This window comes from Pedobacter roseus (assembly GCF_014395225.1).
GTDB lineage: Bacteria > Bacteroidota > Bacteroidia > Sphingobacteriales > Sphingobacteriaceae > Pedobacter > Pedobacter roseus.
In genome coordinates this window covers 2,363,324-2,389,452 of the sequence record NZ_CP060723.1, presented here as the reverse complement: position 1 = coordinate 2,389,452, position 26,129 = coordinate 2,363,324, and the positions used below count along the sequence as shown (strand labels likewise).

Annotated in this window: 21 protein-coding genes and 2 pseudogenes; 14 read left to right on the top strand and 9 right to left on the bottom strand. The window is 38.1% G+C overall.

Annotation, left to right across the window (positions count from 1 at the left end; translation table 11 throughout):
• The first annotated feature begins 88 nt into the window (after positions 1 to 88).
• The 4 genes from H9L23_RS10035 (at position 89) to H9L23_RS10020 (ending at position 4,882) form a co-directional block, all read left to right on the top strand.
• Entirely contained in the window at positions 89 to 1,573 is a 1,485-nt protein-coding gene (locus H9L23_RS10035) for an alpha-amylase (RefSeq protein WP_187594829.1), read from the top strand.
• Between the two features lie 39 nt (positions 1,574 to 1,612).
• Complete coding sequence (locus tag H9L23_RS10030) at positions 1,613 to 1,867, top strand: hypothetical protein (RefSeq protein ID WP_187594828.1); 255 nt, start codon at positions 1,613 to 1,615, stop codon at positions 1,865 to 1,867.
• Positions 1,868 to 2,127: 260 nt separating this feature from the next.
• Positions 2,128 to 3,915: a translation elongation factor 4 gene (gene lepA / locus H9L23_RS10025; protein WP_187594827.1), complete on the top strand. Its 1,788-nt coding sequence runs from the start codon at positions 2,128 to 2,130 to the stop codon at positions 3,913 to 3,915.
• Between the two features lie 85 nt (positions 3,916 to 4,000).
• Positions 4,001 to 4,882 carry a bifunctional 5,10-methylenetetrahydrofolate dehydrogenase/5,10-methenyltetrahydrofolate cyclohydrolase gene (locus H9L23_RS10020; RefSeq protein ID WP_187594826.1) on the top strand — a complete coding sequence of 294 codons (882 nt, stop codon included), beginning with the start codon at positions 4,001 to 4,003 and terminating at the stop codon, positions 4,880 to 4,882.
• A 346-nt stretch (positions 4,883 to 5,228) separates the two neighbouring features.
• On the opposite strand, the gene H9L23_RS10015 is transcribed toward H9L23_RS10020, so the two are convergent.
• A complete protein-coding gene (locus H9L23_RS10015) occupies positions 5,229 to 5,564 on the bottom strand; it encodes a Rieske (2Fe-2S) protein (protein WP_187594825.1) in 336 nt (111 codons plus the stop codon).
• Positions 5,565 to 5,671: 107 nt separating this feature from the next.
• Here H9L23_RS10015 and H9L23_RS10010 point away from each other — a divergent pair, with 107 nt between their 5' ends.
• Together H9L23_RS10010 and H9L23_RS10005 are read left to right on the top strand one after the other, a co-directional pair.
• The gene (locus H9L23_RS10010; protein WP_187594824.1) at positions 5,672 to 6,295 is read left to right on the top strand and encodes a 7-carboxy-7-deazaguanine synthase QueE; all 624 of its coding nucleotides are present in this window, start codon (positions 5,672 to 5,674) and stop codon (positions 6,293 to 6,295) included.
• Positions 6,296 to 6,332: 37 nt separating this feature from the next.
• Positions 6,333 to 8,219: an OmpA family protein gene (locus H9L23_RS10005; RefSeq protein WP_187594823.1), complete on the top strand. Its 1,887-nt coding sequence runs from the start codon at positions 6,333 to 6,335 to the stop codon at positions 8,217 to 8,219.
• 121 nt (positions 8,220 to 8,340) lie between these two features.
• Here the strand turns inward: H9L23_RS10005 and H9L23_RS10000 are convergent.
• The 3 genes and pseudogenes from H9L23_RS10000 to recQ all read right to left on the bottom strand — a co-directional run bounded on the left by H9L23_RS10000 (position 8,341) and on the right by recQ (position 12,139).
• A pseudogene (locus H9L23_RS10000) lies at positions 8,341 to 9,052 on the bottom strand (YqjF family protein).
• A gap of 2 nt (positions 9,053 to 9,054) precedes the next feature.
• Positions 9,055 to 9,867 (bottom strand): 3-deoxy-8-phosphooctulonate synthase, encoded by an 813-nt coding sequence (gene kdsA, locus H9L23_RS09995; protein WP_187594822.1) that lies wholly within the window; start codon positions 9,865 to 9,867, stop codon positions 9,055 to 9,057.
• A gap of 82 nt (positions 9,868 to 9,949) precedes the next feature.
• Positions 9,950 to 12,139, bottom strand: a complete 2,190-nt coding sequence (recQ, locus tag H9L23_RS09990) for a DNA helicase RecQ (protein WP_187595453.1) — start codon at positions 12,137 to 12,139, stop codon at positions 9,950 to 9,952.
• 91 nt (positions 12,140 to 12,230) lie between these two features.
• On the opposite strand from recQ, the gene H9L23_RS09985 reads away from it, so the two are divergent.
• Entirely contained in the window at positions 12,231 to 13,199 is a 969-nt protein-coding gene (locus tag H9L23_RS09985) for a KpsF/GutQ family sugar-phosphate isomerase (protein ID WP_187594821.1), read from the top strand.
• 15 nt (positions 13,200 to 13,214) lie between these two features.
• Positions 13,215 to 14,306 (top strand): mannose-1-phosphate guanylyltransferase, encoded by a 1,092-nt coding sequence (locus H9L23_RS09980; protein ID WP_187594820.1) that lies wholly within the window; start codon positions 13,215 to 13,217, stop codon positions 14,304 to 14,306.
• A gap of 95 nt (positions 14,307 to 14,401) precedes the next feature.
• Here the strand turns inward: H9L23_RS09980 and rlmB are convergent, their stop codons facing one another.
• Positions 14,402 to 15,169 carry a 23S rRNA (guanosine(2251)-2'-O)-methyltransferase RlmB gene (rlmB, locus tag H9L23_RS09975; RefSeq protein ID WP_187594819.1) on the bottom strand — a complete coding sequence of 256 codons (768 nt, stop codon included), beginning with the start codon at positions 15,167 to 15,169 and terminating at the stop codon, positions 14,402 to 14,404.
• A gap of 201 nt (positions 15,170 to 15,370) precedes the next feature.
• On the opposite strand from rlmB, the pseudogene dnaB reads away from it, so the two are divergent.
• Positions 15,371 to 16,932 (top strand): annotated as a pseudogene (dnaB, locus tag H9L23_RS09970) (replicative DNA helicase).
• A gap of 63 nt (positions 16,933 to 16,995) precedes the next feature.
• Here dnaB and H9L23_RS09965 read toward each other — a convergent pair.
• From H9L23_RS09965 to H9L23_RS09955, 3 genes are all read right to left on the bottom strand, one after another.
• Positions 16,996 to 17,613, bottom strand: a complete 618-nt coding sequence (locus H9L23_RS09965) for a porin family protein (protein WP_187594818.1) — start codon at positions 17,611 to 17,613, stop codon at positions 16,996 to 16,998.
• A gap of 73 nt (positions 17,614 to 17,686) precedes the next feature.
• Entirely contained in the window at positions 17,687 to 18,904 is a 1,218-nt protein-coding gene (chrA, locus tag H9L23_RS09960) for a chromate efflux transporter (RefSeq protein ID WP_187594817.1), read from the bottom strand.
• A 51-nt stretch (positions 18,905 to 18,955) separates the two neighbouring features.
• Positions 18,956 to 19,291: a tetratricopeptide repeat protein gene (locus tag H9L23_RS09955; RefSeq protein ID WP_187594816.1), complete on the bottom strand. Its 336-nt coding sequence runs from the start codon at positions 19,289 to 19,291 to the stop codon at positions 18,956 to 18,958.
• A gap of 129 nt (positions 19,292 to 19,420) precedes the next feature.
• Here H9L23_RS09955 and H9L23_RS09950 point away from each other — a divergent pair, with 129 nt between their 5' ends.
• The 5 genes from H9L23_RS09950 (at position 19,421) to H9L23_RS09930 (ending at position 24,596) form a co-directional block, all read left to right on the top strand.
• Positions 19,421 to 20,158 (top strand): electron transfer flavoprotein subunit beta/FixA family protein, encoded by a 738-nt coding sequence (locus H9L23_RS09950; RefSeq protein ID WP_187594815.1) that lies wholly within the window; start codon positions 19,421 to 19,423, stop codon positions 20,156 to 20,158.
• A gap of 100 nt (positions 20,159 to 20,258) precedes the next feature.
• A complete protein-coding gene (locus H9L23_RS09945) occupies positions 20,259 to 21,227 on the top strand; it encodes an electron transfer flavoprotein subunit alpha/FixB family protein (protein ID WP_187594814.1) in 969 nt (322 codons plus the stop codon).
• Positions 21,228 to 21,278: 51 nt separating this feature from the next.
• Positions 21,279 to 21,893 (top strand): bifunctional nuclease family protein, encoded by a 615-nt coding sequence (locus H9L23_RS09940; protein ID WP_187594813.1) that lies wholly within the window; start codon positions 21,279 to 21,281, stop codon positions 21,891 to 21,893.
• Between the two features lie 220 nt (positions 21,894 to 22,113).
• Positions 22,114 to 23,457 (top strand): nucleoside permease, encoded by a 1,344-nt coding sequence (locus tag H9L23_RS09935; RefSeq protein WP_317175293.1) that lies wholly within the window; start codon positions 22,114 to 22,116, stop codon positions 23,455 to 23,457.
• 17 nt (positions 23,458 to 23,474) lie between these two features.
• On the top strand, positions 23,475 to 24,596 hold the full coding sequence (locus tag H9L23_RS09930) for a DUF3667 domain-containing protein (protein ID WP_187594811.1): 1,122 nt from the start codon (positions 23,475 to 23,477) through the stop codon (positions 24,594 to 24,596).
• A gap of 197 nt (positions 24,597 to 24,793) precedes the next feature.
• On the opposite strand, the gene H9L23_RS09925 is transcribed toward H9L23_RS09930, so the two are convergent.
• Positions 24,794 to 26,083 (bottom strand): citrate synthase, encoded by a 1,290-nt coding sequence (locus H9L23_RS09925; RefSeq protein ID WP_187594810.1) that lies wholly within the window; start codon positions 26,081 to 26,083, stop codon positions 24,794 to 24,796.
• Positions 26,084 to 26,129: the final 46 nt, after the last annotated feature.

Below are 26,129 nucleotides of genomic sequence, written 5' to 3'. Positions count from 1 at the left end.
ATTTTAATGCCTTTTTATAAACAGATTAAACTATCCCCAAACCTTAAGCGGCAGATACTGTTGTATCCCCAGAAACTTATTATAATATATGGAAAATTATACCATGCTACAATATTTTCAGTGGTACTATCCTTCAGATGGTTCGCTGTGGAAAAAATTAAAGGACGAAGCAAGTGAACTTAAATCTTTCGGAATTGATACGTTATGGCTTCCTCCGGCGCATAAAGGCATGGAGGGCGGAACATCAACCGGTTACGATTCTTACGATCTTTATGATCTGGGCGAATTTGACCAAAAAGGAAGCGTAAGAACGAAATATGGTACTAAAGCAGAATTGCTTGATGCAGTACGTGCCGCGCAAGAGGCTGGATTGCAGGTTTATATGGATATTGTATTGAACCACCTTGGAGGAGCAGACGAAACCGAAACGGTTACAGTAAGAAAGGTTGATCCGGAAAACAGGAACAGTTTTATATCTGATCCCTATGAAATTGAAGCTTACACACGTTTTACCTATCCGGGAAGGGCTCAAAAATATTCAGCTTTCGAATGGGATTTCCAGTGTTTTGCCGGAGTCGATTTCGACAATAAAACCGGTGAAACGGCTATTTTCAGTATCCAAAATCAATATGGAGAAGGCTGGCAGGATGTTTTGGACAAAGAAAATGGCAATTATGATTACCTGATGCTTACCGATATTGATTACCGCAATCCACATGTTCGGGAGGAAGTTAAAAAATGGGGAGAATGGTTACACGAAACGATTAAATTTGATGGTTTCAGGTTAGATGCAATTAAACACATGGATCCTCTGTTCTATAACGAATGGCTGGATAACATCAGGGAGAAAACAGGAAAAGAACTGTTTACCGTAGGCGAATACTGGTCGCCTTATGATTTAGGCTCGTTGCTTGAATATATCGACATTACCGAAGGCCGCATGTCGCTTTTTGACGCACCTCTGCAAGGCAATTTTTCTCGTGCATCTAAAGAAGGAAATGCTTTTAATATGAGCGAAATCTTTCAAAATACGTTGGTTGATGCCCGGCCAGACCTGGCTGTTACCCTGGTGGAGAATCATGATACACAGCCTCTACAGTCGTTGGAACAAACGGTAGACCATTGGTTTCGTCCGTTGGCTTATGCACTGATCCTGTTGCGCAATACAGGTTATCCCTGCATTTTTTACCCGGATCTTTATGGGGCTAAATACAGCGATATGGGTAACGATGGCAATGAGCACGAAATTGTACTCGAACCGGTAAATGAAATACACGCCATGCTCGGATTAAGAAAAAACGAAGTTTATGGTACTCAACGAGATTATTTTGACCATCCCAATTGCATCGGCTGGACTTTATCAGGCGACGAAGAACATGAAAATTCAGGTATTGCAGTCGTAATTTCCAACGGAGATGAAGGACATAAAGCCATGGAAATAGGCCAGCAATTTGCGGGTAGGGTTTTCCGCGACAGGTTAAAGAATATTGATGCTGAAGTAACTATTGATGAAAATGGTTGGGGAGAATTTTTGGTTGCAGCAGGTTCGGTTTCGGCCTGGACAGCAGATTAAGCCAATTGAGAATCCTAATCGCATTAGTTTATTAAATAAATGAATAGAATTAATATGAAAAAAGAACTTTTATCAGAAAACGTTAAAATATTTATGGATTATGCCATAGATACAATTAAGGCCATGGACGGCGCTCCAGAACATAGTGAGCAGGAAAAAACCGATATGATTGCCAGGATTGCACAGCTGAAAGAATATCTTAATGATATGGAACAGTCATACCTGGAAAATACACCCGCTGATCATTCCTCACCAGTTGATCCCGAATATATTGCTGAGGCTGGACATAGTTAGTTAGGTTATTGAATTACTAAACCTTTACCATTCCAAGGTACCAAGCAATCTTAAAGCGCATGCTGGTAGCGGTCGTTTTAAGATTGCTTTGTTTGCTGAAAAACCTTCTCTCAACAATTACTTAAATTATACCATATAAAGCAGGAATACTGCAATCAAATATTACTACTTTACTTTCCTGAAAAGATAAAAATTCAGCCCTGGCAGCATTCCATTTTCCCTCTTACATTTTCCATTAAAAACCATATCTTTGCGCAAAGATGAAGCATATACGTAATTTTTGCATTATTGCACATATCGACCATGGCAAGAGCACCCTGGCTGATAGGTTATTAGAATATACAGCGACGATTTCGCAGCGTGAAGCGCAGGCGCAATTGCTCGATAACATGGATTTAGAGCGTGAGAGAGGCATAACGATTAAAAGTCATGCCATACAAATGAACTATAAAGTTGGTGATATCGAATACAATTTTAATTTGATCGATACTCCAGGACACGTAGATTTCTCGTATGAGGTATCACGTTCTATCGCTGCCTGTGAAGGCGCTTTGCTTATTGTAGATGCTTCGCAAGGTATTCAGGCTCAAACCATTTCCAATCTATATTTAGCTTTAGAGCACGATCTTGAAATTATCCCGATTTTAAATAAGATGGACTTACCTGGGGCAATGCCTGAGGAGGTAAAAGACCAGATTATTGATTTAATTGGCTGCAAGCGTGAAGATATTATCCCGGCTTCGGGTAAAACCGGAATGGGAATCCCTGATATTATCCAGGCGATTGTAGACCGTGTTCCTGCCCCGGTTGGCGATCCGGAAGCACCACTGCAAGCGTTGATTTTCGACTCTGTTTTTAATTCGTTCAGAGGGATTATTGCTTACTATAAAGTAGTAAACGGCGAAATTAAAAAAGGTGATAAAGTAAAATTTATCAATACCGGAAAAGAATACCTGGCTGATGAGGTAGGTATCTTAAAGCTTGATATGTCGCCACGTAATGTGGTTAAAACCGGGGATGTGGGTTACATTATTTCAGGTATTAAAGAAGCCCGCGAAGTTAAAGTTGGTGATACAATTACGACTACTGCAAGACCATCGTTAGATTCAATTCAGGGATTTGAAGAGGTAAAACCAATGGTTTTCGCAGGTATTTACCCTGTTGATACTGATGAGTTTGAAGAATTACGCGAAGCAATGCACAAGTTGCAACTAAATGATGCATCTATTGTTTTCGAACCTGAAAGTTCTGCGGCACTAGGCTTTGGTTTCCGTTGCGGTTTCCTGGGCATGTTGCACATGGAAATTATTCAGGAGCGTTTAGAGCGTGAATTCGACATGACGGTAATCACTACCGTTCCCAACGTATCTTACATTGCTCATACAACCAAAGGCGATGAAATTTTTGTAAATAATCCATCTGATTTACCCGACCCAAGTAAATTAGATTCTGTTGAAGAACCATTTATAAAAGCTAACATAATTACCAAAGCTGATTTTGTTGGCCCTGTAATGTCACTTTGTATTCAGAAAAGGGGAACAATTGTAAATCAATCATACTTAACATCTGATAGAGTTGAGTTGGTTTTTGAAATGCCAATGGGCGAAATTGTATTCGATTTCTATGATAAATTGAAAACGATTTCTAAAGGTTACGCCTCTTTCGATTACCATCAGATTGGTTATCGTAAATCAGATTTGGTTCGTTTAGACATGTTAATCAATGACGAGCCCGTTGATGCATTATCATCTTTAATTCACCGCAGTAATGCTTATGATTTTGGAAAGAAAATCTGTGAGAAATTAAGAGAATTAATCCCACGTCAACAGTTCGAAATTAAGATTCAGGCATCTATCGGTGCTAAAGTTATTGCCCGCGAAACACTGAGTGCTTTACGTAAAGATGTTACTGCAAAATGTTATGGTGGTGATATTTCCCGTAAACGTAAATTATTGGAAAAACAGAAAAAAGGTAAGAAACGCATGCGCCAGGTTGGAAATGTAGAAATTCCACAAAGTGCATTTATGGCGGTTTTGAAATTAGATTAAATAAGATTTGAGATGTTAGATTTGAGACGTGAGACTAGAGCTCTCTGATCTCAAATCTAATATCTGGTATCTCACATCTCAAAAAATGAAACTATTAGACGGTAAATACGTATCAGAAAAAGTTAAAGTTCAGATTGCAGAAGAAGCTGCTGAATTTTTAAATAAAACAGGCCGCAAACCACATTTAGTTGCCATTTTAGTCGGTAACGATGGTGGTAGCGAAACTTATGTGGCCAGCAAGATGAAAAACTGCGAAAAAGTTGGTTTTAAATCTTCGCTTCATCGCTACGATAATGCTGTAACCGAAGCAGAATTATTGGCTAAAATTAAAGAAATTAATCAGGATGATGATGTAGATGGATTAATTGTTCAATTACCGCTCCCGAAACATATCGATCCTGAAAAAGTAACCGAAAAAATCGATCACCGTAAAGATGTTGATGGTTTCCACCCGGTAAACTTAGGCAGGATGATGCGTAACTTACCATGCTTTATTCCGGCAACACCTTATGGTATTTTATTGATGCTGCAAGAATATGGCATCGATACTACCGGTATGCATTGTGTAGTGGTTGGCCGTAGTAACATTGTGGGTAGCCCGATGAGTATTTTAATGGCACGTAATGCTAACCCTGGTAACTGCACAGTAACGCTTACCCACTCGCGTACTAAAGATTTAAAAGAGCAGGTTCTTCAGGCGGATATTGTGATTGCTGCAATTGGCAAAAAGAACTTCGTTACTGCTGATATGGTTAAGCCAGGAGCGATTATTATCGACGTGGGTATTAACCGCGAAAATTCTACAGAAACAAAATCTGGTTTCAAATTATATGGCGATGTTGATTTCGAAAATGTAGCACCTAAAGCTTTATACATTACCCCTGTTCCAGGTGGTGTTGGATTGATGACCATTGTGGGTTTATTGAAAAATACATTGGCATCAGCCAGAAAAGAAATATATTCTTAAGTCTAAAGGTAAAGCTGAAAGACTAAAGTAGAAAAGCGGTTCATTTATGGGTCGCTTTTTTTGTTTAGCGTTTTGAAAGCCACCTGCCTATTTTAGACAACATAGGTTTTAGATAACATATGTTTTAGACCACAAAGGCACGAAGGCACAAATAGAAAGTTTATACTGCCCTATCTGTCATCCTGAACGCAGTGAAGGATCTTTGATGATATAAAATGGATGATAGAAGATAAACAAATAGATCCCTCAACTCCGCGATGCTCCGGTCGAGATGACGTTTTTTTTGTTGAGCGTTAAAAAACAGTTAACCGATTTAAACAATTAACCAGTTAAACCGATATACTAATCAACCCCACAATTTACTCCACCAACTTTCTTCGAAACCGATGTACAGCCCGTCTTCGCGTAATTCCGTAGGATAGATATTGATATAATCTCCCTGTCCTTCTGCTCCTCTCCCGGTGGTTAAACTATACTCGAACCGGTGAATCGGGCAAACGAGGTTCCCATTTTTGCACCAGCCACCACTAAAATGGCCACCAGCATGAGGACAATGCGATTGAGTTGCAATAATTTTATCATCATTATTGATTAAGCAGATCTGTTTTCCGGCAACCTCCATGGTCTTAATGGTATTTTGACCAGGAATCTGATTATTATTTAATGCTTTAAACCACTTCATAAAGCTAAAATACGGCAAATAAATATCAGTCTTATTTCATCTTTCCATTAAATTTCGAAAGAGGAACCACATCACCATATTTTTTTAAGATATTTGCATCCTCAAAAATGAAACAAGACATACCAGAAGACGGCACATTACTTCCTTTAATGGAAGAATTTTACACCATACAGGGCGAAGGATTTAACACTGGAAAAGCGGCATATTTTATCCGCTTGGGTGGTTGTGATGTAGGTTGCCACTGGTGCGACGTAAAAGAAAGCTGGGATGCCGAAATGCACCCACTTACGCCAGCTGATGTGATTGTAGAAAATGCCGATCAGTTTCCTGGTAAAGCGGTTGTAATTACCGGTGGTGAGCCTTTGATTTACAACCTGGATTACCTGACCAATAAATTAAAAGAGCGCGGTATTTTAACTTTTATAGAAACCTCTGGAGCCTACCCTCTTTCGGGCAATTGGGACTGGATCTGTTTATCACCAAAGAAATTTAAAGCACCAAGGCCAGATATTACACCTTATGCACACGAATTAAAGGTGATCGTGTTTAATAAAAGCGATTTTAAATGGGCAGAAGAATATGCAGCGATGGTATCGCCAACCTGTAAACTTTATCTTCAGCCAGAGTGGTCTAAATCAAAAGAAATTACACCATTAATTATTGATTATGTAATGGCTAACCCGAAATGGGAAATTTCTTTGCAAACGCACAAATTTTTAAATATTCCTTAAAAACAATACATTAGCTTTATAACCAAATGTTAATGTAATGAAATTTCTCTTAGTCCTTTTCTTTAGCATATTGAGCAACTATTGTTTTGGGCAAAGCTCCCCGAATAAAAAAGCTCAGGTTTCTTTTGAAAAAGCAGGTCCATTGATTGATAAGCTGGATTATGTTGCTGCCGAGCAAGTACTAAAAAGTGCGGTTGAAGCTGATCCGTTATTTCAGAATGCTTATATTGTGCTCGCTGGCGTTTATAAAGCACAAAAAAAATATACGGAAGCTAAAACAGCCTACGAAAAGGCCATACTCATTAATAAAACTATAGCTCCTGCTGTAATTTATGGTCTGGCCGAAACCGAATTTGCTACACAGGATTATGTAAAGGCAAAACAGCATTTCGAAGAATTTTTAGCTCAAGATGCTACCTCCGATCGCGCTAAAAAAGCAAAAAAATATCTTTTAGATTGTGATTTTGCCTCTACAGCGATAAAAAAAACTGTAAAATATACGCCAACAAATTTGGGCGAAGGTGTAAATACCACAGATGCAGAGTATTTCCCTGCTTTAACCGCCGATGGTGAAACATTGGTTTTTACCCGCCAAATGAATGGAAATGAAGATTTCTGGACATCGCAGCTTAAAAACAATAAATGGGATGCCGCAACTCCTTTATCCAGCAAAATAAACACTACCCGGTTCAATGAGGGCGCACAAACGATCTCTCCGGACGGTAAATATTTATTTTTTACTGGTTGTAACCGTCCGGATGGTTTAGGCCGGTGCGATATTTACGTTTCGCATCGTGAGGGAAAAGATTGGGGTGAACCTTATAACATCGGGAAGCCTGTTAATTCGGAATATTGGGAATCGCAACCTGCAATCAGTCCGGATGGCAGAACACTGTATTTTATCAGTAACCGGCCTGGCGGATCAGGAGGATACGATATTTGGAAAAGCACCATCACGGATGATGCCAAATGGGGACAAGCGATAAACCTTGGCCCTGATATCAATACGATATACGATGAGAATACCCCTTTCCTTCATGCTGATGGGCGAACCTTATATTTCTCTTCAGATGGATGGCCTGGATTTGGGAATAAGGACATTTTTTACAGCCGGATGGATAACGACGGTAAATGGCAAAAACCTGTTAATATGGGCTATCCGATCAATTCCTTCGAAGATGAAAGTGGTTTGGTAGTCAGTGCCGATGGAAATTTTGGATTGTTCTCTTCAAATTTAAAAGGTGGTTTTGGCTTGCAGGATATCTATAGTTTTGGTATACCAGAGACAGCCAAGCCATTAAAAGTTTCTTATGTAAAAGGAATTGTAAGGGATAAGGATACCAAAAAAACCATTGAAAGTAACGTACAGGTAGTGGATTTAAAAAGCAATAAAACGGTTTTTGATGACTACACCGATCCTGAAACCGGTCAGTTTTTAGCTGTAATGCCAGTGGGTAGCGATTATCTGTTCAATGTAAATGCGGAAGGTTATATGTTTTACTCCGAAAACTTCGAGCTTAGAACCGGAGATATCAATAAACCTTATCAGATTGAAGTATACATCGAAAAAATAAAGCAGGGCGGCAATGTTACGTTGAGAAATATATTTTTCGACACCAATAAATTTAACCTTTTGCCCGCTTCTGTCCGGGAACTTGACCTATTAATTGATTTCCTGAATCAAAATGAAACTGTTCAGATCGAAATTCAGGGCCATACCGACAATGTTGGAGATGATAAGTTGAATGAAAAACTCTCATTTAACCGTGCAAATGCCGTTTATGAATATCTGATCAAACACAGTATTGACGCTAAAAGACTTACATTCAAAGGTTTTGGAGCAAGTAAACCCATTGCTGATAATAAAACAGAATTGGGCAGAAAAAACAATAGAAGGACATCATTTGTGATTACTAAGATTTAGCTTTTCTAATTACTGTCATTCTGAACGTAGGGAAGAATCCCTTACCAATAAAACAGAGACTGCAAAACCGTTTAATAAAGATTCTTCATTGTATTCAGAATGACAACAATGCTTGGAAAAACTAAAATTTCTTCCCTTTTAATACTCTGATTGCTGATCCCTCTGCAAGTATTACAGAATCTGGTTTGGCTTGATTTAGGAAAGCAAAATCGCTTCCATAATTAATTCCAAAATCAACATTGATTTTATAATTTTTTACTGGATAAGCCTGCCAGCGCGGGTGTTCAACACCATATTCGGAAGTCCTGTTAGCACCAATTTTAGTATAACCCCAATAATGTTCGGTAATAAATTCTTCTTCGCTGCCAATTAAAATTTCTTCAGCTTTCGAGCCAGCGGTTACAGAAAAGTTATGCCAGTTTTTATTTTTCCACGAATAATCTACTTCGAGCTGATTTTCTTCTTCAGTCCAAACGTGTTTCATTTGAAAAGTCTGGTAATTCTCTTTATAAATGGTATTGGCTACAAAGGTAATGGCTGGGCACAAATTCTTTAATAAACACCACTCCCCGTTTCCACGTTTCGCCATCTTTAAATTTGACGTAAAACCTTAAATTAACCTCTTCAAAATTGGTATGAAAGGGGATGTTAAATCCAAGAAGTTTTACATCAAGAAACATAAAACCAACTAAACTCACATAATATTTGCCTTGCCAGTCCTCCAGTTCGGTATTTGGAGGTAAATATTTCGAAAGTATTTCTTTGTCTACAGCATATTGTGCTAAAGCAAGTTTTCGCCATTCGGCAGTGAGAAATACTTTCGGATTGTTCAAAATTATAGTATGGCTTGTCTGATTCGGATCAGTTTGGTTAAAGTTTCTTCCAACAGATCTAAGTGTAACATATTTGCTCCATCTGACTTCGCATTTGCAGGATCAGGGTGAGTTTCGATAAATAAACCATCAGCGCCCACAGCAATCGCAGCTTTGGCAATGGTAGAAATCAATTCGGGTTTACCACCGGTAACGCCACTGCTTTGATTAGGCTGTTGTAATGAATGCGTACAATCCATCACCACAGGAACACCAAAACTTTGCATTTCAGGTAAACCACGGTAATCAACTATTAAATCCTGGTAACCAAAGGTATTACCTCTATCCGTTAAAATTACCTTGTTGTTGCCTGCTTCTTTTACTTTCTCAACGGCGAATTTCATTGAACCTGCAGAAAGAAACTGACCTTTTTTGACATTCACCACTTTTCCGGTTTCGGCAGCAGCAATCAATAAATCAGTTTGGCGACACAAAAACGCAGGTATCTGCAATACATCAACATAAGCTGCCGCCATTGCCGCTTCGCCACTTTCGTGAATATCGGTAACGGTTGGTACACCAAATTCTCTGCCGATTCTTTCTAAAATCCGCAAGGCTTTCTCATCGCCAATTCCTGTAAAAGAACTTCCTTTACTTCTGTTTGCTTTCCGGTACGAACCTTTAAAAATATAGGGGATCTGTAGTTTATCGGTAATAGTTATAATCTTATCAGCGATCCTCATGGCAATATCCTCGCCCTCAATAGCGCATGGACCAGCCATTAAAAAGAAATTTCCTGAATCTGTATTTTTTAATTTATCTAAATAGTTTAGCATAGTTGAGATGTGGGACATGAGATGTGAGACATGAGATGTGAGTTTATCTCAAATCTAACTTCTCATATCTCACGTCTAATTTTTAATTTCCTAGTTCTGACATGAATTTAATCCGCATCAGTTGAATTTCTTCGCGGGTGTAATCGGTTTCGCCTAATTCGTTTAGTGCTTCGTCTATAGAATCGCTTTCTGCCGCCCTGAAATAATCGAAAACTTCATCCTGGCGATCATCATCAATTACTTCATCAATGAAATAATTCAGGTTAAGTTTAGTACCAGAGTTTACAATTGATTCTACTTCTTTAAGGATTTCTTCATAAGTAATGCCTTTTGAATCCGCAATATCCTCTAAACCAATCTGTCTGTCGATATTTTGGATAATAGAAACCTTCATCTGCGATTTATTGGCCTGGGTCTTAATAATCAGGTCAATCGGACGCTCGATATCGTTATCCTCCACGTATTTTTTAATCAATTCGATAAAAGGGCTTCCGAATTTCATGGCTTTACCAGAACCTACACCCGAAATCTGGCGAAGTTCTTCCATTGTAATCGGATAATGCGTGCACATTTCTTCTAAAGATGGATCCTGGAAAACAACAAATGGCGGAACGCTTTTCTGCTTCGCAATTTTCTTGCGTAAATCTTTAAGCAATGATAAAAGGTGGGTATCTAAAGCACCAGTGCCCTGTTTTACATCATCATCGTCATCGTCGGCACCACTTTCAATCGGCTCGTTTAATATAAATTTAAGGCTGTAAGGATTTACGATAAAGTCTCTTCCCTGTTTGGTTAATTTTAATAAACCGTAATTGTCAATATCCTTATAGAGATAATTATTTAGCACCGCCTGGCGGATAATTGATTTCCACATTAACTCACCATCTTCCTTGCCAATACCAAATTCGGGTACTTTACTGTGCTCGTAGGCAATGGTTTGTGCAGTTTCTAAACCTAAAAAAACGTTCAGTAAGTGAGCATCATCAAATTTTTCTCCCGATTTTTCTATAAACTTTAATACGGTCGACAATTGGTTTTCGGCATCAAACTGTTTTTTAGGTTTTTTGCAATTATCGCACATGCAGTTACAACCTGTTTCGTTAAAGTTTTCGCCAAAATAATGAAGAATCTGCTTACGCCTGCAAACGCCAGACTCCGCATAATCGATCACTTCTTTTAATATCTGTGTACCAATTTCTCGTTCCGAAACCGGTTTATCTTTCATAAACTTAGCCAGCTTATCTACATCTTTTTGAGAGTAAAAAGCGATACACACACCCTCGCCACCATCGCGACCAGCCCTACCCGTTTCCTGATAGTAGCCTTCCATGCTTTTAGGCACATCGTGGTGGATTACAAAGCGTACATCCGGTTTATCGATCCCCATACCAAAGGCAATGGTGGCAACAATAACCTCGGCATCTTCCATCAAAAATTTATCCTGCGTTTCGGCACGCACTTTTGGGTCTAAACCCGCATGGTAAGGTAAAGCACTAATTCCATTCAGGTTCAGGGCTTCTGCTACTTCCTCTACCTTTTTACGGCTGAGGCAATAAATAATTCCTGATTTGCCTGGATTTGATTTTATATACTTGATAATCTCTTTAGTAATATCACGTTTAGGGCGAATTTCGTAAAACAAGTTCGGTCTGTTAAACGACGATTTGAACAACGTTGCTTCGGTCATTCCCAGGTTCTTCATAATATCCTGCTGAACCTTTGGCGTAGCAGTAGCAGTTAATGCTATAATTGGAATATTATCTCCCAAACCTGCAATAACCTGCTTGATTTTACGGTATTCTGGTCTGAAATCGTGCCCCCATTCAGAGATACAATGCGCCTCGTCAACTGCGACAAAGGAGATTTTAATCAGATTCAAAAATTCAATATTGTCCTGTTTCGCCAGGGATTCGGGCGCAACATACAATAATTTGGTCTGACCGCTTAAAAGATCAGATTTTACTTGAGTAATTTCAGATTTATTTAGGGATGAATTAAGAAAATGTGCAATACTGTCATTTCCACCAAAAGCCCTTAATTGGTCTACCTGGTTTTTCATCAATGCAATTAATGGAGAAATAACAATTGCTGTTCCCTCGCTCATTAAAGCGGGTAACTGATAGCAAATAGACTTCCCTCCACCTGTTGGCATAATAACAAAAGTGTTATTGCCTTCTAAAATATTTGTTATGATCGACTCCTGATCACCCTTGAAATTGTCAAACCCGAAGAAATTTTGTAGGTTATCAAATAACGACTTTTTCACGTCCATTTTGTGTAATAAAATATGCGATGCTATTTTTGTATCCAAAATAACATAATTTTACAAGAATTTCAAGTATTAACAGACAATTATTTTCTCTTTGAAAAGTAAAAAATCAATAATTCAATCGGCTGTAAGCACATTAGAGCTAGAAGCAGCAGCAATATTAAATGTTGCCAGGAATATCAATGACGATTTTGAAAAAGTCGTATCGAGTATTTTACAGGGTAAAGGACGGGTAATTGTAACAGGTATCGGGAAAAGTGCTATCATTGCACAAAAAATTGTGGCTACTTTTAATTCGACGGGTACCCCTGCTATTTTTATGCATGCTGCTGATGCCATCCACGGCGATTTGGGTATGATCCAGGTGGATGATATTGTGATTTGTTTATCAAAGAGCGGAAATACCCCAGAAATTAAAGTTTTGGTTCCATTGCTAAAAACTGCTAACAATCTTTTAATTGGGATGGTTGGCGAGTTGAATTCATTTTTGGCTGAGCAGGCTGATCTGATTTTAAATACATCATTCGAAAAAGAAGCTTGTCCGCATAACTTAGCTCCTACCACCAGTACCACTGCGCAATTGGCATTGGGCGATGCATTGGCTATCTGTCTGCTCGAATGTAGGGAATTTAACGAAGCAGATTTTGCAAAATACCATCCAGGTGGATCGCTGGGTAAAAAGCTTTATTTAAAAGCAAGAGATTTAGCCTTAGCAAACGAAAAACCTTCCATAAGCCCTACTGCCTCAGTAAAAGATGTACTGATTGAAATTAGTAAAAACCGTTTGGGTGCTGTTGCTGTTATTGACTCAGCTAACCACGTATTGGGTATTATTACCGATGGCGATATCAGAAGAATGTTGGAAAACAATAATTCTATAGCTGGTTTAACAGCTGAAGATATTATGGGAAAAAGCCCGAAAAGCATACAATTTGATGCTTTGGCAGTTGATGCCTTAGACATTATTAAACAAAACAATATAACACAATTGTTAGTTCTAGAACAAAATACTTACTTTGGCATCATCCACTTACACGATCTCCTTAACGAAGGCATTGTGTAATTTTTAAAATAAAAAATGAATAAAAATTATTATGCATTAATTATGGCCGGTGGCGTCGGAAGTCGCTTTTGGCCGGTAAGCAGAACAGAATATCCAAAACAATTTATCGATTTTTTCGGTGTAGGTAAAACTTTAATACAAAGTACGTATGAAAGGTTTTTAAAAATTTGTCTCCCAGAAAATATTTTTATAGTTACGAATGAAATTTATTCGGACCTGGTAAAAGAGCAGCTGCCACAATTAAGTCCAAATCAAATTCTGGCTGAGCCGCTACTGAGAAATACAGCGCCCTGCATTGCTTACGGCAGTTTAAAAATTGCAGAATTAAATCCCAATGCAACCATTGTGGTAGCGCCTTCCGATCATACCATTGCCGATATTGATGGCTTTGTAGCATCTATTGAGCAATCGTTGGATGCAGCATCTAAAAACGACTGTTTAATCACTTTAGGCATTAAACCAAATCGCCCGGATACAGGTTACGGCTACATCCAACATACTGATTATGTGCTCAATACCGATACCGATTTACATAAAGTTAAAACCTTTACTGAAAAACCAAATCTCGACTTAGCAAAATCATTTTTGCAAAGCGGCGATTTTTTATGGAATGCCGGAATTTTTATCTGGTCGGCAAAAACAATTTTAAGTGCTTTTGAGAAACACCTGCCTGATATGTATGAAATATTCAATTTAGGCCGGTCGGAACTTAATACTGAGAACGAAAAAACATTTATCAATAATGCTTATCTGCAATGCACCAATATTTCAATCGATTTTGGCATTATGGAAAAGGCGGATAATGTTTATGTGCTTCCTTCCGATTTTGGGTGGTCTGATTTAGGTACCTGGGCTTCTATTTACGAGATGGCCGAAAAAGATTATGTAGGTAATGCCGTTATTCCTTCAGAACAGGTAATTATGTTCGATTCGTCAAACTGCATGGTAAATGTACCGAAAGATAAACTGGTGATCTTACAAGGATTGCACGATTATATTGTTGTAGAAAACAACAATATGCTGATGATCTGCCCCAGAGACGAAGAACAACGTGTTAAAGAATTTGTTGCAGAGGTTAAATCACGTTTTGGCAATAAGTTTATATAAAGATGGACGATATGATATGTAAGATGGATGATGTAGCATCGTTGCCATTATCCATCTTACATTTTCCCTTTTACATCAATTTCCCATCTTCCATTTTACATCCCACGCTGTCTAACCGCTTCGTATAAAATTACGCCTGCCGCAACAGAAACATTAAGGGATTCAATTTTGCCCGCCATTGGTATTTTAGCCAGATGATCTGCCACACGTAAAAGTTCATTTGAAATACCCTCATCTTCCGATCCCATTACAATTGCGGTTGGCATGGTATAATCAGGAGCATAAATAAAATCGTTTGTTTTTTCAGTACAGGCTACAATCTGCAAACCACTTTCTTGTAAAAACAGACAGGTTTTATGCAGATTGCTATGACGGCATATAGGAATATTAAACAATGCTCCTGCCGAAGTTTTAATGGCATCAGCATTGATCTGCGCAGCGTTTTTTAAGGGCACCACAATGGCATGAACGCCCACACATGCAGCTGTACGGGCAATTGCACCCATATTACGCACATCGGTTACACTATCCAAAACCAATATTAAGGGCACCTCTCCTTTTTCGAAAACCGCCGGAACAATGTCTTCAATGTTTTGATAAGTTATCGGAGAAATCACCGCAATTACACCCTGATGGTTTTTCTGCGACATCCGGTTCAGTTTTTCTACAGGAACCGAATTTAAGGGGATCAGTGTATCTTTTAAAAGTGCTTTCAACTCCAAAAATAATTCGCCGCCTAAACCGCGTTGCTGGTAAATGGTTTCAATATCTCTTCCTGCTTTAATGGCTTCTATTACGGCCCTTATACCAAATACAAACTCATTATTCTCTTTTGCGCGTTGCGGTCTTCTAAAATTATCCATGTTTTGAAATTGTTAGGCAAAAGTATTCAAATAAATGTTTTAGCCCTAATCTATTATCCTCCTTATTAACATTTAATTGTTTAAAAATTTTCAAAGCTTTATAAAACCTTCAAAAATTTAATCTGATTATACTTCAATTTGTTAACAAACAACTAGTAACTAATTCAAACAACCCCGTCAAAATTTGATTACTTTTGTTGAATGAGTATCGATAATGAACAAGGCGGAAAGAACAGTATGACTGCTAGAAAAAGCAGATTAAGCAATACCATAAGTTCACAGGGAAAAATCCCCCACAGGCATTAGACCTGGAAGAAGCCGTTTTAGGTGCATTGATGCTCGAAAAAGATGCCCTATCTGCTGTTATCGATGTTTTGAAGCCTGAAGTTTTTTATAATATCGCTCACCAGAAAATCTTTGAAGCGATCCATATTTTATTCCAGAAATCGAAACCGGTAGATATTTTAACCGTAACCTCGGAGCTGCGTACCCTGGGATCTTTAGAAATGGTGGGTGGCGCTTATTACATTACGCATTTAACCAATCGTGTTGCTTCTGCAGCTAATATTGAATTTCACGCGAGGATTATTTCTCAAAAATATATCCAGCGCGAACTGATCAGAATCTCCACAGAAATTATTACCAATGCTTACGAAGATACCACAGATATTTTCGACTTATTGGATCAGGCTGAAAAAGGACTTTTTGAAATCGCCCAAAACAACCTGCGTAGGGATACACAGAAAATGGACGATATCATCAAACAATCTTTAGCCACACTTGAGGAACTCCGAACCAAAACAGATGGTTTAACTGGTGTGCCGACGGGTTTTACGGGCTTAGACCGGATTACCGGTGGATGGCAAAAGCAGGATCTGGTGATTATCGCTGCACGTCCGGCGATGGGAAAAACGGCATTCGTACTAACCTGTGCGAGAAATGCCACCGTCGATTTTGCAAAACCGACAGTAGTATTCTCACTCGAGATGTCGTCGGTTCAGCTGGTGAATCGTTTAATTTCAGGAGAAGCAGAAATTGAGCAGGAAAAAATCAGAAAAGGAAATTTACAGGAATGGGAATGGCAACAGCTGCATAGTAAAATTGGCCGCTTAACCGAAGCTCCCCTGTTAATTGATGATACCCCGGCACTAAATATATTTGAATTCAGGGCAAAATGCCGGAGGTTAAAATCACAATATGATATCCAACTTGTAATTGTCGATTACTTGCAGTTAATGCATGGTAAAGGCGAAGGAAAAGGTGGTGGTAACCGTGAGCAGGAAATTGGTAGTATTTCAAGGGCACTAAAATCAGTTGCAAAAGAACTTGATGTTCCGGTACTGGCACTTTCGCAGCTAAGTCGTGCGGTGGAGAGCAGACCTGGTTTACAGGGAAAAAGGCCAATGTTATCCGATTTACGTGAATCGGGATCAATTGAGCAGGATGCGGATATGGTATTGTTCTTGTACCGCCCTGAATATTATGGTATTACCGAAGACGAGCAAGGAAGATCGCAGGCGGGTATTGGAGAGGTTATTATTGCAAAACACCGTAACGGTGAAACCGGGATTGTACCACTTAAATTCGTTGGTAAATTTGTGAAATTTACAGATTTAGAGGATGATTTTAATGCACCGCCAAGTTCGTTTGCGGCAGATCCATCAGCCGGAATGTACCCTTCACAGGATTTTGAAAAGCAGAGCAACGTCATCATCCGTCCTTCAAAAATGGATGACTACAATGATGATGATCCACCGTTTTAAAATATAACTTCATAAAAAAATGCCTCCGATTTTCATCTGAGGCATTTTTTATTTAATGAAATTCTACAAGCTAAAAAGCAATCCCGCATTTAAGCTTGATCTTCCTGTTCTGATGCGGTAACCTTGGTTTTGTTTAAACAGATCGGTAATACCTGATTGTCCATCAGCTTCTAACAATACTTTTATTTTATTTGCGATAGGTAATTTTACTCCAATTCCCAAATCGAAACCAATATCCCGATTGTGCACAAAGTCTTTTAGATCCGTATTGAACTTTGATTCTTTCGCATCTAACAAAATACCAAAATATGGTCCAAAGTTTAAGTACCAGTTTCTTTTCTTTCCAAAATGCCAGTTGGCCATTACAGGGATGGTTAAGTAATTAATCTCGTAATTGGTTACAAAACTCTGTCCGTTATCCAGATTGGTTAAATAGCCATTGTCCCATCCTTTTTGATCATAACCAATCTTTGCTTTTATACTCCACCTGTCCGAAAAGAAATAATCTCCAACGGCCGTTACGTTAAAACCACTTCTGAAATCGCTGTTGGTCTGTGTACTCGTTGTAACAGTAGCTGCGTTATAACCGACGTGCAGTCCTACTTCAAAACTGTTTTTTTCCTGGGCCTGGGTAGTTACCCCTAGCCCGCTTAATAATAGAAGCGTTAATAGTTTCTTCATAATTTATCTGATTTTAAAATTTGGCGAAGATATAACTAAATCTTCTTTAATAAAAAATCAGCATTAACGAATACTAAAAAAGATACCCGACGAGGATTCCCGCCAGTACTATTAACGGAGGACTTACCCTGGTGAAATTGAGCAACAGAAAGGTTGCCAGCATAATGCCCAAAAATAACCAGTTAAAACCCATTGGGATTAGCAACAGTACAAATGCGGCAATAATGAAACCTACACTTACCGCGTTGATTCCAGATAAACTATGACGGATCCTGGAAATCTTTTTCAGGTCGTCCCAAAAAGGTACAATAAACAAAACCAGGATCAATCCTGGCAAATTGATCCCGATTACGCCAATTAATCCACCCAAAATCTGCCCCCACATTCCATAACCAAAATTTTTCATACTCAGGGCACCGAGGTAACTTGTAAAAGAAAAAGTGGGCCCCGGCAAGGCCTGCTGAAGTGCAAAGCCAGATAAAAAACCTGATGAAGGCAAATAATGTTTCATCTCTACAAACTCAGTAAACATCAATGGTACAAGCACTTGCCCACCTCCAAATACCAATATACCGTTACGGTAAAAATTTTCCAATAAACGGATAGGTAAACTAAAAGGTGATGTTCGATTGATTATTGCGCCAACCAATGCAAATAACAGCAAAGCACCTAAAAAGTAGATCATTTTTTTAGGGTTAATGTTCGAAAAAAGCTTAACCCTCAGTTCCGTTTCTTCTTTTGGAGTTTCGATGGCTGAGGAAATCATTCCGCCGATTAAAATGGACAATGGAAACACATAAGCATTTCTTAAAACCAGTGTAGCAATAACCGAAGCGATGGCCAAAAAGACAGAAACCTGTGAGGACAGCACTTTTTTCCCCAGTTTCCATGCGCCATAAGCTACAATGCCCAAAGCAATGGGTTGTATGTATTGTAAAATATCGTTAAACTTTTGTTTCTGATCCAACAGCGCATAACTAATGGCAGCAAAAGTCATGATTGCCGCCGTAGGCAAAATCCAGATCAGAAAGGTAATGATGGCCAGTTTTAGTTTACCTACCTTCCAGGCAATCCCTACCAAAGTTTGGGTTGATGCAGGCCCGGGTAAAACCTGTGCCAGTGCATTCAGCTCTAAAAGTTCCTCTTCTGAGATGAACTTTGTACTTTGAACAAAATATTTTAATAATAATGCCAGGTGTGCCTGTGCACCACCAAAAGAAGTGAATGTAAAAAAAATTACATTCCGGATAAACAGCCACTGCCTTTTCGCAGCGATGGGTTTGGTTTGCATTAATTTAAAAACTAATAACTGTTAACTGAAAATTGACAACTGGAAATGGGCTTAATCATCTTCATAATCCAATCCTGCAGCCGAGTTGTATGCACCCTGTAATTCAGAAAAAGCATGCATATCACGTTTATTCCGGGCTACCTGCATCCCCTTCTGATAGGTTTCGATTGCTTTCTCTTTTTCCCCGTCTTTTTCCAATAATTTACCCAAATGGTAATAAGTTCCTACATAATCAGGATGTTTATCGGTTAACTGAAGGTAAAAAGAATAGGCCTTTTCTTTATCATTTAGATTGTTATACTCTGTGGCTAAGGCATATAGTATAAACGGATCGTTAGCATCACTTTCTAAAAATTCCAATAACTTGCTTAAACGGGTAGATGACATTTTATTTCCTTGCTTTTTTAATTAAATTTGCAGAAAGACCTTATATAATAATGATATCATATATGAATCGATTAACAGCGAACAATTATAGTCCTGGATCGTTCATTAAATAAAAACCACTATTAACATATGAAAATATTAGTTTGTATCAGTAACGTGCCAGACACGACGACAAAAATAACTTTTACTAATGATAATACCGAATTCAATACGTCGGGAGTGCAATATATTGTTAATCCTTATGATGAAATTGCTTTATCAAGAGCCATCGAGCTAACCGAAGGCGGTAAAGGAACGGTAACCGTAATTAACGTAGGCGAAGCAGCCAACGATCCAACCATTAGAAAAGCACTGGCAATTGGTGCAGATGATGCTGTGAGGGTTAACGCAGCACCCAGAGATGCTTATTTTGTGGCTAAACAGATTGCTGAATATGCTAAAGACAAAGATTTTGATATCATTTTAACCGGCCGCGAATCTATCGATTACAATGGTAACCAGGTTGCGGCTATGGTTGGCGAATTTTTAGATATTCCATCGGTATCCATTATCAAAAAATTAACGCTTGAAGGCGATACCGCAACGATTGAAAGAGAAATTGAAGGCGGTAAAGAAGTATTAACCGTTTCTGGCAAATTTGTGGCAAGCTGTGCCGAAGGTGTCGCAGAGCCAAAAATACCTAACATGCGTGGTATCATGAGCGCAAGGACAAAACCTTTAACAGTAGTTGATGCGGTTGCTATTGAAGAAGTGAGCAAAGTAACGAAATACGAAACCCCTGCCCCACGTGGTACAGTAAAGTTAGTTCCTGCCGATCAAACAGAACAGTTGATCAGCTTGTTACATAGCGAAGCTAAAGTGATATAATTGGCAGTTTGGAGTTTTCAGTTGTTAAATAAAGAGATAATTAATAGTATCAATTTCATTATAAATAAAATTCCCCTTTAGGGGATTTAGAGATAAATATATGTCAGTATTAGTATATGTAGAGCAAGCTGAGGGTAAATTCAAGAAATCTGTTTTTGAAGCCGTTTCTTATGCCAAAGCCATTGCCGATCAACAATCAACCAACTTAATGGCTATTTCTATTGGTGATGTTGCAGAAAGTGAATTAAAGGAATTAGGAAAATACGGTGCAGCTAAAGTGTTAAATGTAAGCACTGATCAGTTAAAAACTTTTGTAAACCAGGCTTATGCCAGTGTTATTGCTGCAGCTGCCGAAAAAGAAGGTGCTGATATCGTTGTTTTATCTAACTCCTTCTCAGGAAAAGGTTTAGCGCCTCGTATTGCAGTAAAACTTAAAGCAGGTTTGGCTGATGGAGCAGTTGAATTACCTAGTAATGATGGTAAATTTGCGGTAAAGAAAACAGCCTTCTCAGGTAAAGCATTTGCCATTACCGAATTAACTTCCGCTAACAAAGTCATTGCTTTAAATCCAAATGCTTTTGGTGTTAAAGAAAATGCAACTGATGCTGCGATAGAAAACTTTGCTGCCGATATTAAACAATCAGACTTAGGTACTGTTATTAAAGATATTGTAAGGGCTACTGATAAAGTATCATTACCAGATGCAGAACTGGTAGTATCAGCAGGCAGAGGCTTAAAAGGACCGGAAAACTGGGGAATGATCGAAGAGCTTGCCAATTTATTGGGCGCAGCTACAGCCTGTTCTAAACCAGTTTCAGATGCAGATTGGAGACCTCATTCTGAACACGTTGGTCAAACCGGTATTGCCATCAGTCCGAACTTATACATTGCCATCGGTATTTCCGGCGCTATCCAGCATTTGGCAGGTGTAAGCTCATCAAAAGTTATTGTAGTAATCAACAAAGATCCTGAAGCACCTTTCTTTAAAGTAGCTGATTATGGTATTGTTGGTGATGCTTTTGAAGTGGTACCAAAATTAATTGAAGCATTAAAAGCACATAAGGGATAATATCTTATAGACCTTATAGGTTTTAAAAACCTGTAAGGTCTTACCATAAATATGAAAAAAGTAAAATTAGATATTGTAGGTTTATCTTACAGCCAGACTCAATCTGGTGCTTATGCCCTTGTTTTAGGAGAAGTAAATGGTCGCAGGCGTTTGCCTATTATTATTGGTGCTTTTGAGGCACAGGCCATTGCGATAGAAATTGAGAAAATGACTCCTAGTAGGCCATTAACACACGATCTGTTTAAATCGATGGCTGATACTTTTCATATCAATATACAGGAAGTAATTATTTACAACCTGGTTGATGGCGTTTTTTATGCAAAACTGATCTGCAGCGATGGCAAAAACACCCACGAGGTTGATGCCCGTACCTCTGATGCTATTGCTTTGGCCGTTAGGTTTAATGCCATGATTTACACCTACGAATTTATCCTTGCCTCTGCAGGGATTGTAATTGAAGGAAATGATTTTCTTTTCCTTGAGAACATGGATTCTTTAACAAAAGAACCCGAAGCAGACAGCTTGCCAAGTGCCGGCAAACAACAAGGCTTTGGCGATCTTACGCTGGAAGAACTTCAGCAAAAGCTGCAAGAAGCCATTGCAGAAGAAGCCTACGAGAAGGCAGCAAGGTTACGCGATGAACTTAATAAACGCGGAACATCTTAATTTTTCTTTAAAAATATCCAACAGATCATAATTCCTTCAGATTTTTCTTAAAAAATCAATAAATAAAAAGCTAAATACCAAAATGAGCCAGATTGTTTAAAATAATTTAAGCTCATTTTGGATTATGATTCAAAATAGTTCTATATTCAGCTTTTACTTTCAATAATCAAACTAAACTATTATTATGAACGTTAAGTTTCGCTTAACTATAATGAGTTTCATGCAATTCTTTGTATGGGCTGCCTGGTTAATTACGATTGCAAATTACTGGTTTGGAACCAAACAATGGGATGGTGCAGATTTCGGGATCATTTTTTCTACAATGGGTATTGCATCCCTATTTATGCCAACCATAACAGGTATCATCGCCGATAAATGGATTAACGCTGAAAAACTATATGCCATTTTACATATTCTTTATGCCGGGGCCATGTTTTATCTGCCACAAGTAGAAAATCCACATACCTTCTTTTGGGTAATGTTAGTGGCCATGTGTTTTTACATGCCTACTATTGCCTTAAGCAATTCAATTAGCTATACTACTTTAAAAAATGGCAATTTCGATGTGGTAAAAAACTTCCCTCCCATCCGTGTTTGGGGTACTGTGGGTTTTATTGCGGCCATGTGGCTCACCAATTTAACAGGTAATAAAGCAAGTGCAAATCAATTTTACATAGCAGGTGTTAGTGCGTTGTTATTGGGGGTATATTCCTTTACGCTACCTGAATGTAGACCCTTAAATTTAATCAGCGAGAAAAAAACATTTGTACAAAAGCTGGGTTTAGAATCGTTTAAACTTTTTGCAGATTATAAAATGGCATTATTTTTTATTTTCTCTATGTTTTTGGGTGCAGCTTTACAGCTAACTAATGCCTATGGTGATGTTTTTTTGGATGAATTTAAGTTATTTCCAGTTTTTGCAGAATCTTTTGTAATCAAATTTTCTACCATTATCCTATCTATTTCTCAGATATCTGAAACACTTTTTATCCTTGCTATTCCATTCTTTTTGAAAAGACTTGGTATTAAGTGGGTAATTGCAATTGCCATGTTTGCATGGGTGCTACGCTTTGGTTTATTCGCTTTTGGCGATCCATCGACCAACCTTTGGATGATCATCACGTCTTGTATCGTGTACGGCATGGCTTTTGATTTCTTTAATATTTCGGGTTCATTATTTGTAGAAACTTCTACCACACCAAAAATACGTTCATCGGCCCAGGGTTTATTTATGATGATGACCAATGGTTTCGGTGCCATATTTGGAAGTTTGATATCAGGCTGGATGATCAGTAAATATTTTACAACATATTATTCCAATATCTACTCGTTATCCAAATATGTAAATAGCGAAGCTGATAATGCACATTTACTTACTTTTTTAAAAAATAAGGGTATCAGTGTATTAGAAAACGGCAATTTAAGCAGGGCATTGGAAGTAAAAGACTGGCACAACATCTGGCTTGCCTTTACCATTTATGTTTTAGTAATTGCTGTTGTTTTTGTGGTTATTTTTAAACACAAACATACCCGTGCAGAAGTAGAAGCCATTAACCATTTATAATTTCCGATTAACCTCTTATGTCAGCTGGTAAATATAGAAAAGAACATAACTGCCTAAACTGTGGTTCGCATGTTGAGAAACATTATTGCAGTAACTGCGGTCAACCCAATTTAGAATTAAAAGAAAGTTTCTGGGGTTTTATTAGCCATAGCATTGCCCATTATTTTCATTTCGATAACAAATTTTTTCAGACCCTTTCTCCCCTTTTAACAAAACCAGGACAGGTTACGCTCGATTATTTAGCCGGTAAAAGAGCCCGCTATATCAATCCGGTGAGCATGTACATCTTTGTATCCATTGTATATTTTTTGGTGGTGTATTCGCCAAAACATGTAGAGAAGGATTCAGACCATGGTGAAATCGAAATTGAAAATAAAAAGGATCAAAATGTTACAGATAGTGTAAGTAAAGCACTCAAACTTTCAGGAATGCCAAAAAGCATTGCAGATAGAACAACTAAATCGATCAATCATGCTGTCAAGAAAAAGGCATTTATAAAATTAAGCTTTGCTGATCAGGAAAAAGAATTAAGCAGGCTTAAATCAGAAAATGTAACGCTTAAATCTGATTCTATTTCGGATATGCTCGAAGAATATAATGAGATCCATGTTGAAAGGAATGACAGTACTTATGCCGCCTACTTATCGCGCCAGAAGAAACTGCCCGTTGCAGATCAGGACAGCTGGTATGAAAAATTGATCAAAAAAAGAGCGATTACTATCGGAGAGAAATCAGAAGTTATCCAGGAAACTTTAGAGCATAACCGCCCAAAACAATACTTTTTACTGATGCCTTTACTGGCCTGGTTTATTATGCTCAATTTCAGGAAAAACCATATTTATTATTTGGATCACCTGATTTTTACCATCCATGGGATGATGGTTTATTTTATCATTTCGATTATTACCGAACCCATTATGAAACATGTGTTTGGGGAGCACTCTGTGGTGAGCAATATAATTGAGGTTGGCGTTACGGTATATTTGTTTTGGTACATGTTTAAAGCTCTGACTGTTTTCTATCAGCGTAAAACCTGGAGCACAATCTTTAAAATCTTTTGGATCTTAATTTTGTATGCTGTTGCATTTAAGCTATCAGAATTGGCAATGATCAATTTGATTTATTACGTGGCAACATAGTTTATAACGTCATTCCGATCCGATAGCTATCGGATGGAACGCAGTGGAATGGAGAGATCTATCTCGAAAAGAGTATCGTGATAAATTTCTCAGCTTCTTTACACTCCGCTCGAAATGACGGGTATGGTTTAAAAAAGTAGATCACACAAAAAAACCACCCGATATTTTCGAGTGGTTTTTTTATGCGTTTATTGCAATTATTTTCTGTCTTTTAATTCAACAAATTCTCTATCCGTTTCACCAACATAAATCTGGCGTGGACGACCGATAGGTTCTTTGTTTTCATGCATTTCTTTCCATTGTGCAATCCATCCAGGTAAACGACCTAAAGCAAACAGAACGGTAAACATTTCTGAAGGGAAACCTAAAGCGCGGTAAATAATACCTGAATAGAAATCAACGTTTGGATATAACTTACGCTCAATGAAGTATTGATCGGTTAAAGCTGCTTCTTCTAGTTTTTTAGCAATCTCAAGGATTGGATCGTCGATACCTAAATTTTCTAAGATATCATCACATGCTTTTTTAATGATTTTAGCCCTTGGATCGAAGTTTTTGTAAACCCTGTGTCCAAAACCCATCATACGGAAAGGATCGTTTTTATCTTTGGCTTTGTTAATCCATTTCTCTGTATCGCCACCATCAGCTTTGATCAGCTCCAGCATGTCGATAACAGCCTGGTTTGCACCACCATGTAAAGGTCCCCAAAGCGCAGCAATACCAGCAGCAATTGAAGCATATAAATTACAGTCAGAAGAACCTACAATACGTACAGTAGATGCCGAGCAGTTTTGCTCATGATCTGCATGCAGGATCAACAATTTGTTCATCGCATTTACAACAATCGGGTTTACATCATAATCTTCAGTACGTTGACCAAATGTCATCCAAAGGAAATTGGTTACATAATCGTATTTATTTTTTGGATAAATAAGCGGATGGCCCAATGATTTTTTATAAACGAAAGAAACAATTGTTGGGAATTTAGCCAATAACTTAATAATGGTTAAATCCTGCTCTTCTGCCGTTTGATTTGGCTTTAAACATTCTGGGTAAAATGTAGACAGCGAGAATATTAAAGAACCTAATTGACCCATTGGATGCGATCTTGATGGATAACCATCAAAGAATTTTTTCATATCCTCATGGATCAGGGTATGTTTGCTGATATCGGCTTGTAAATCTTCCAGTTCTTTTTGCGTTGGAAGGTCGCCGTAAATAATCAGATAAATCACTTCTAAAAAACTTGATTTAGCTGCAAGTTCTTCAATAGAATAACCCCTGTATTTTAAAATGCCTTTTTCACCATCTAAAAAAGTGATTTTACTTTTTGTAGAACCCGTATTTTTAAAACCAGTATCTAAAGTTACAAAGCCTGTAAGATCTCTTAATTTCGAAATATCAATGGCCTTCTCATCTTCCGTTCCTGTTATTACTGGCAATTCTATTGTCTTACCATCAACTTTAATCTCTGCAATATCTGACATATTATTGTATTGTGTTTATAGCTTTCTAAATTATATAAAATTAATA

Bases quoted from the DNA above. Each gene is read 5' to 3' on its own strand.
- H9L23_RS10010 (WP_187594824.1), top strand. From the start codon at position 5,672: ATGAAACAAGACATACCAGAAGACGGCACATTACTTCCTTTAATGGAA.
- kdsA (WP_187594822.1), bottom strand. From the start codon at position 9,867: ATGCTAAACTATTTAGATAAATTAAAAAATACAGATTCAGGAAATTTC.
- H9L23_RS09950 (WP_187594815.1), top strand. From the start codon at position 19,421: ATGAAAATATTAGTTTGTATCAGTAACGTGCCAGACACGACGACAAAA.
- chrA (WP_187594817.1), bottom strand. From the start codon at position 18,904: ATGCAAACCAAACCCATCGCTGCGAAAAGGCAGTGGCTGTTTATCCGG.
- rlmB (WP_187594819.1), bottom strand. From the start codon at position 15,169: ATGGATAATTTTAGAAGACCGCAACGCGCAAAAGAGAATAATGAGTTT.
- H9L23_RS10020 (WP_187594826.1), top strand. From the start codon at position 4,001: ATGAAACTATTAGACGGTAAATACGTATCAGAAAAAGTTAAAGTTCAG.
- H9L23_RS09945 (WP_187594814.1), top strand. From the start codon at position 20,259: ATGTCAGTATTAGTATATGTAGAGCAAGCTGAGGGTAAATTCAAGAAA.
- H9L23_RS09925 (WP_187594810.1), bottom strand. From the start codon at position 26,083: ATGTCAGATATTGCAGAGATTAAAGTTGATGGTAAGACAATAGAATTG.
- H9L23_RS09930 (WP_187594811.1), top strand. From the start codon at position 23,475: ATGTCAGCTGGTAAATATAGAAAAGAACATAACTGCCTAAACTGTGGT.
- H9L23_RS10035 (WP_187594829.1), top strand. From the start codon at position 89: ATGGAAAATTATACCATGCTACAATATTTTCAGTGGTACTATCCTTCA.
- recQ (WP_187595453.1), bottom strand. From the start codon at position 12,139: ATGGACGTGAAAAAGTCGTTATTTGATAACCTACAAAATTTCTTCGGG.
- lepA (WP_187594827.1), top strand. From the start codon at position 2,128: ATGAAGCATATACGTAATTTTTGCATTATTGCACATATCGACCATGGC.
- H9L23_RS09965 (WP_187594818.1), bottom strand. From the start codon at position 17,613: ATGAAGAAACTATTAACGCTTCTATTATTAAGCGGGCTAGGGGTAACT.
- H9L23_RS09955 (WP_187594816.1), bottom strand. From the start codon at position 19,291: ATGTCATCTACCCGTTTAAGCAAGTTATTGGAATTTTTAGAAAGTGAT.
- H9L23_RS10015 (WP_187594825.1), bottom strand. From the start codon at position 5,564: ATGAAGTGGTTTAAAGCATTAAATAATAATCAGATTCCTGGTCAAAAT.
- H9L23_RS09980 (WP_187594820.1), top strand. From the start codon at position 13,215: ATGAATAAAAATTATTATGCATTAATTATGGCCGGTGGCGTCGGAAGT.
- H9L23_RS09935 (WP_317175293.1), top strand. From the start codon at position 22,114: ATGCAATTCTTTGTATGGGCTGCCTGGTTAATTACGATTGCAAATTAC.
- H9L23_RS10005 (WP_187594823.1), top strand. From the start codon at position 6,333: ATGAAATTTCTCTTAGTCCTTTTCTTTAGCATATTGAGCAACTATTGT.
- H9L23_RS10030 (WP_187594828.1), top strand. From the start codon at position 1,613: ATGAATAGAATTAATATGAAAAAAGAACTTTTATCAGAAAACGTTAAA.
- H9L23_RS09940 (WP_187594813.1), top strand. From the start codon at position 21,279: ATGAAAAAAGTAAAATTAGATATTGTAGGTTTATCTTACAGCCAGACT.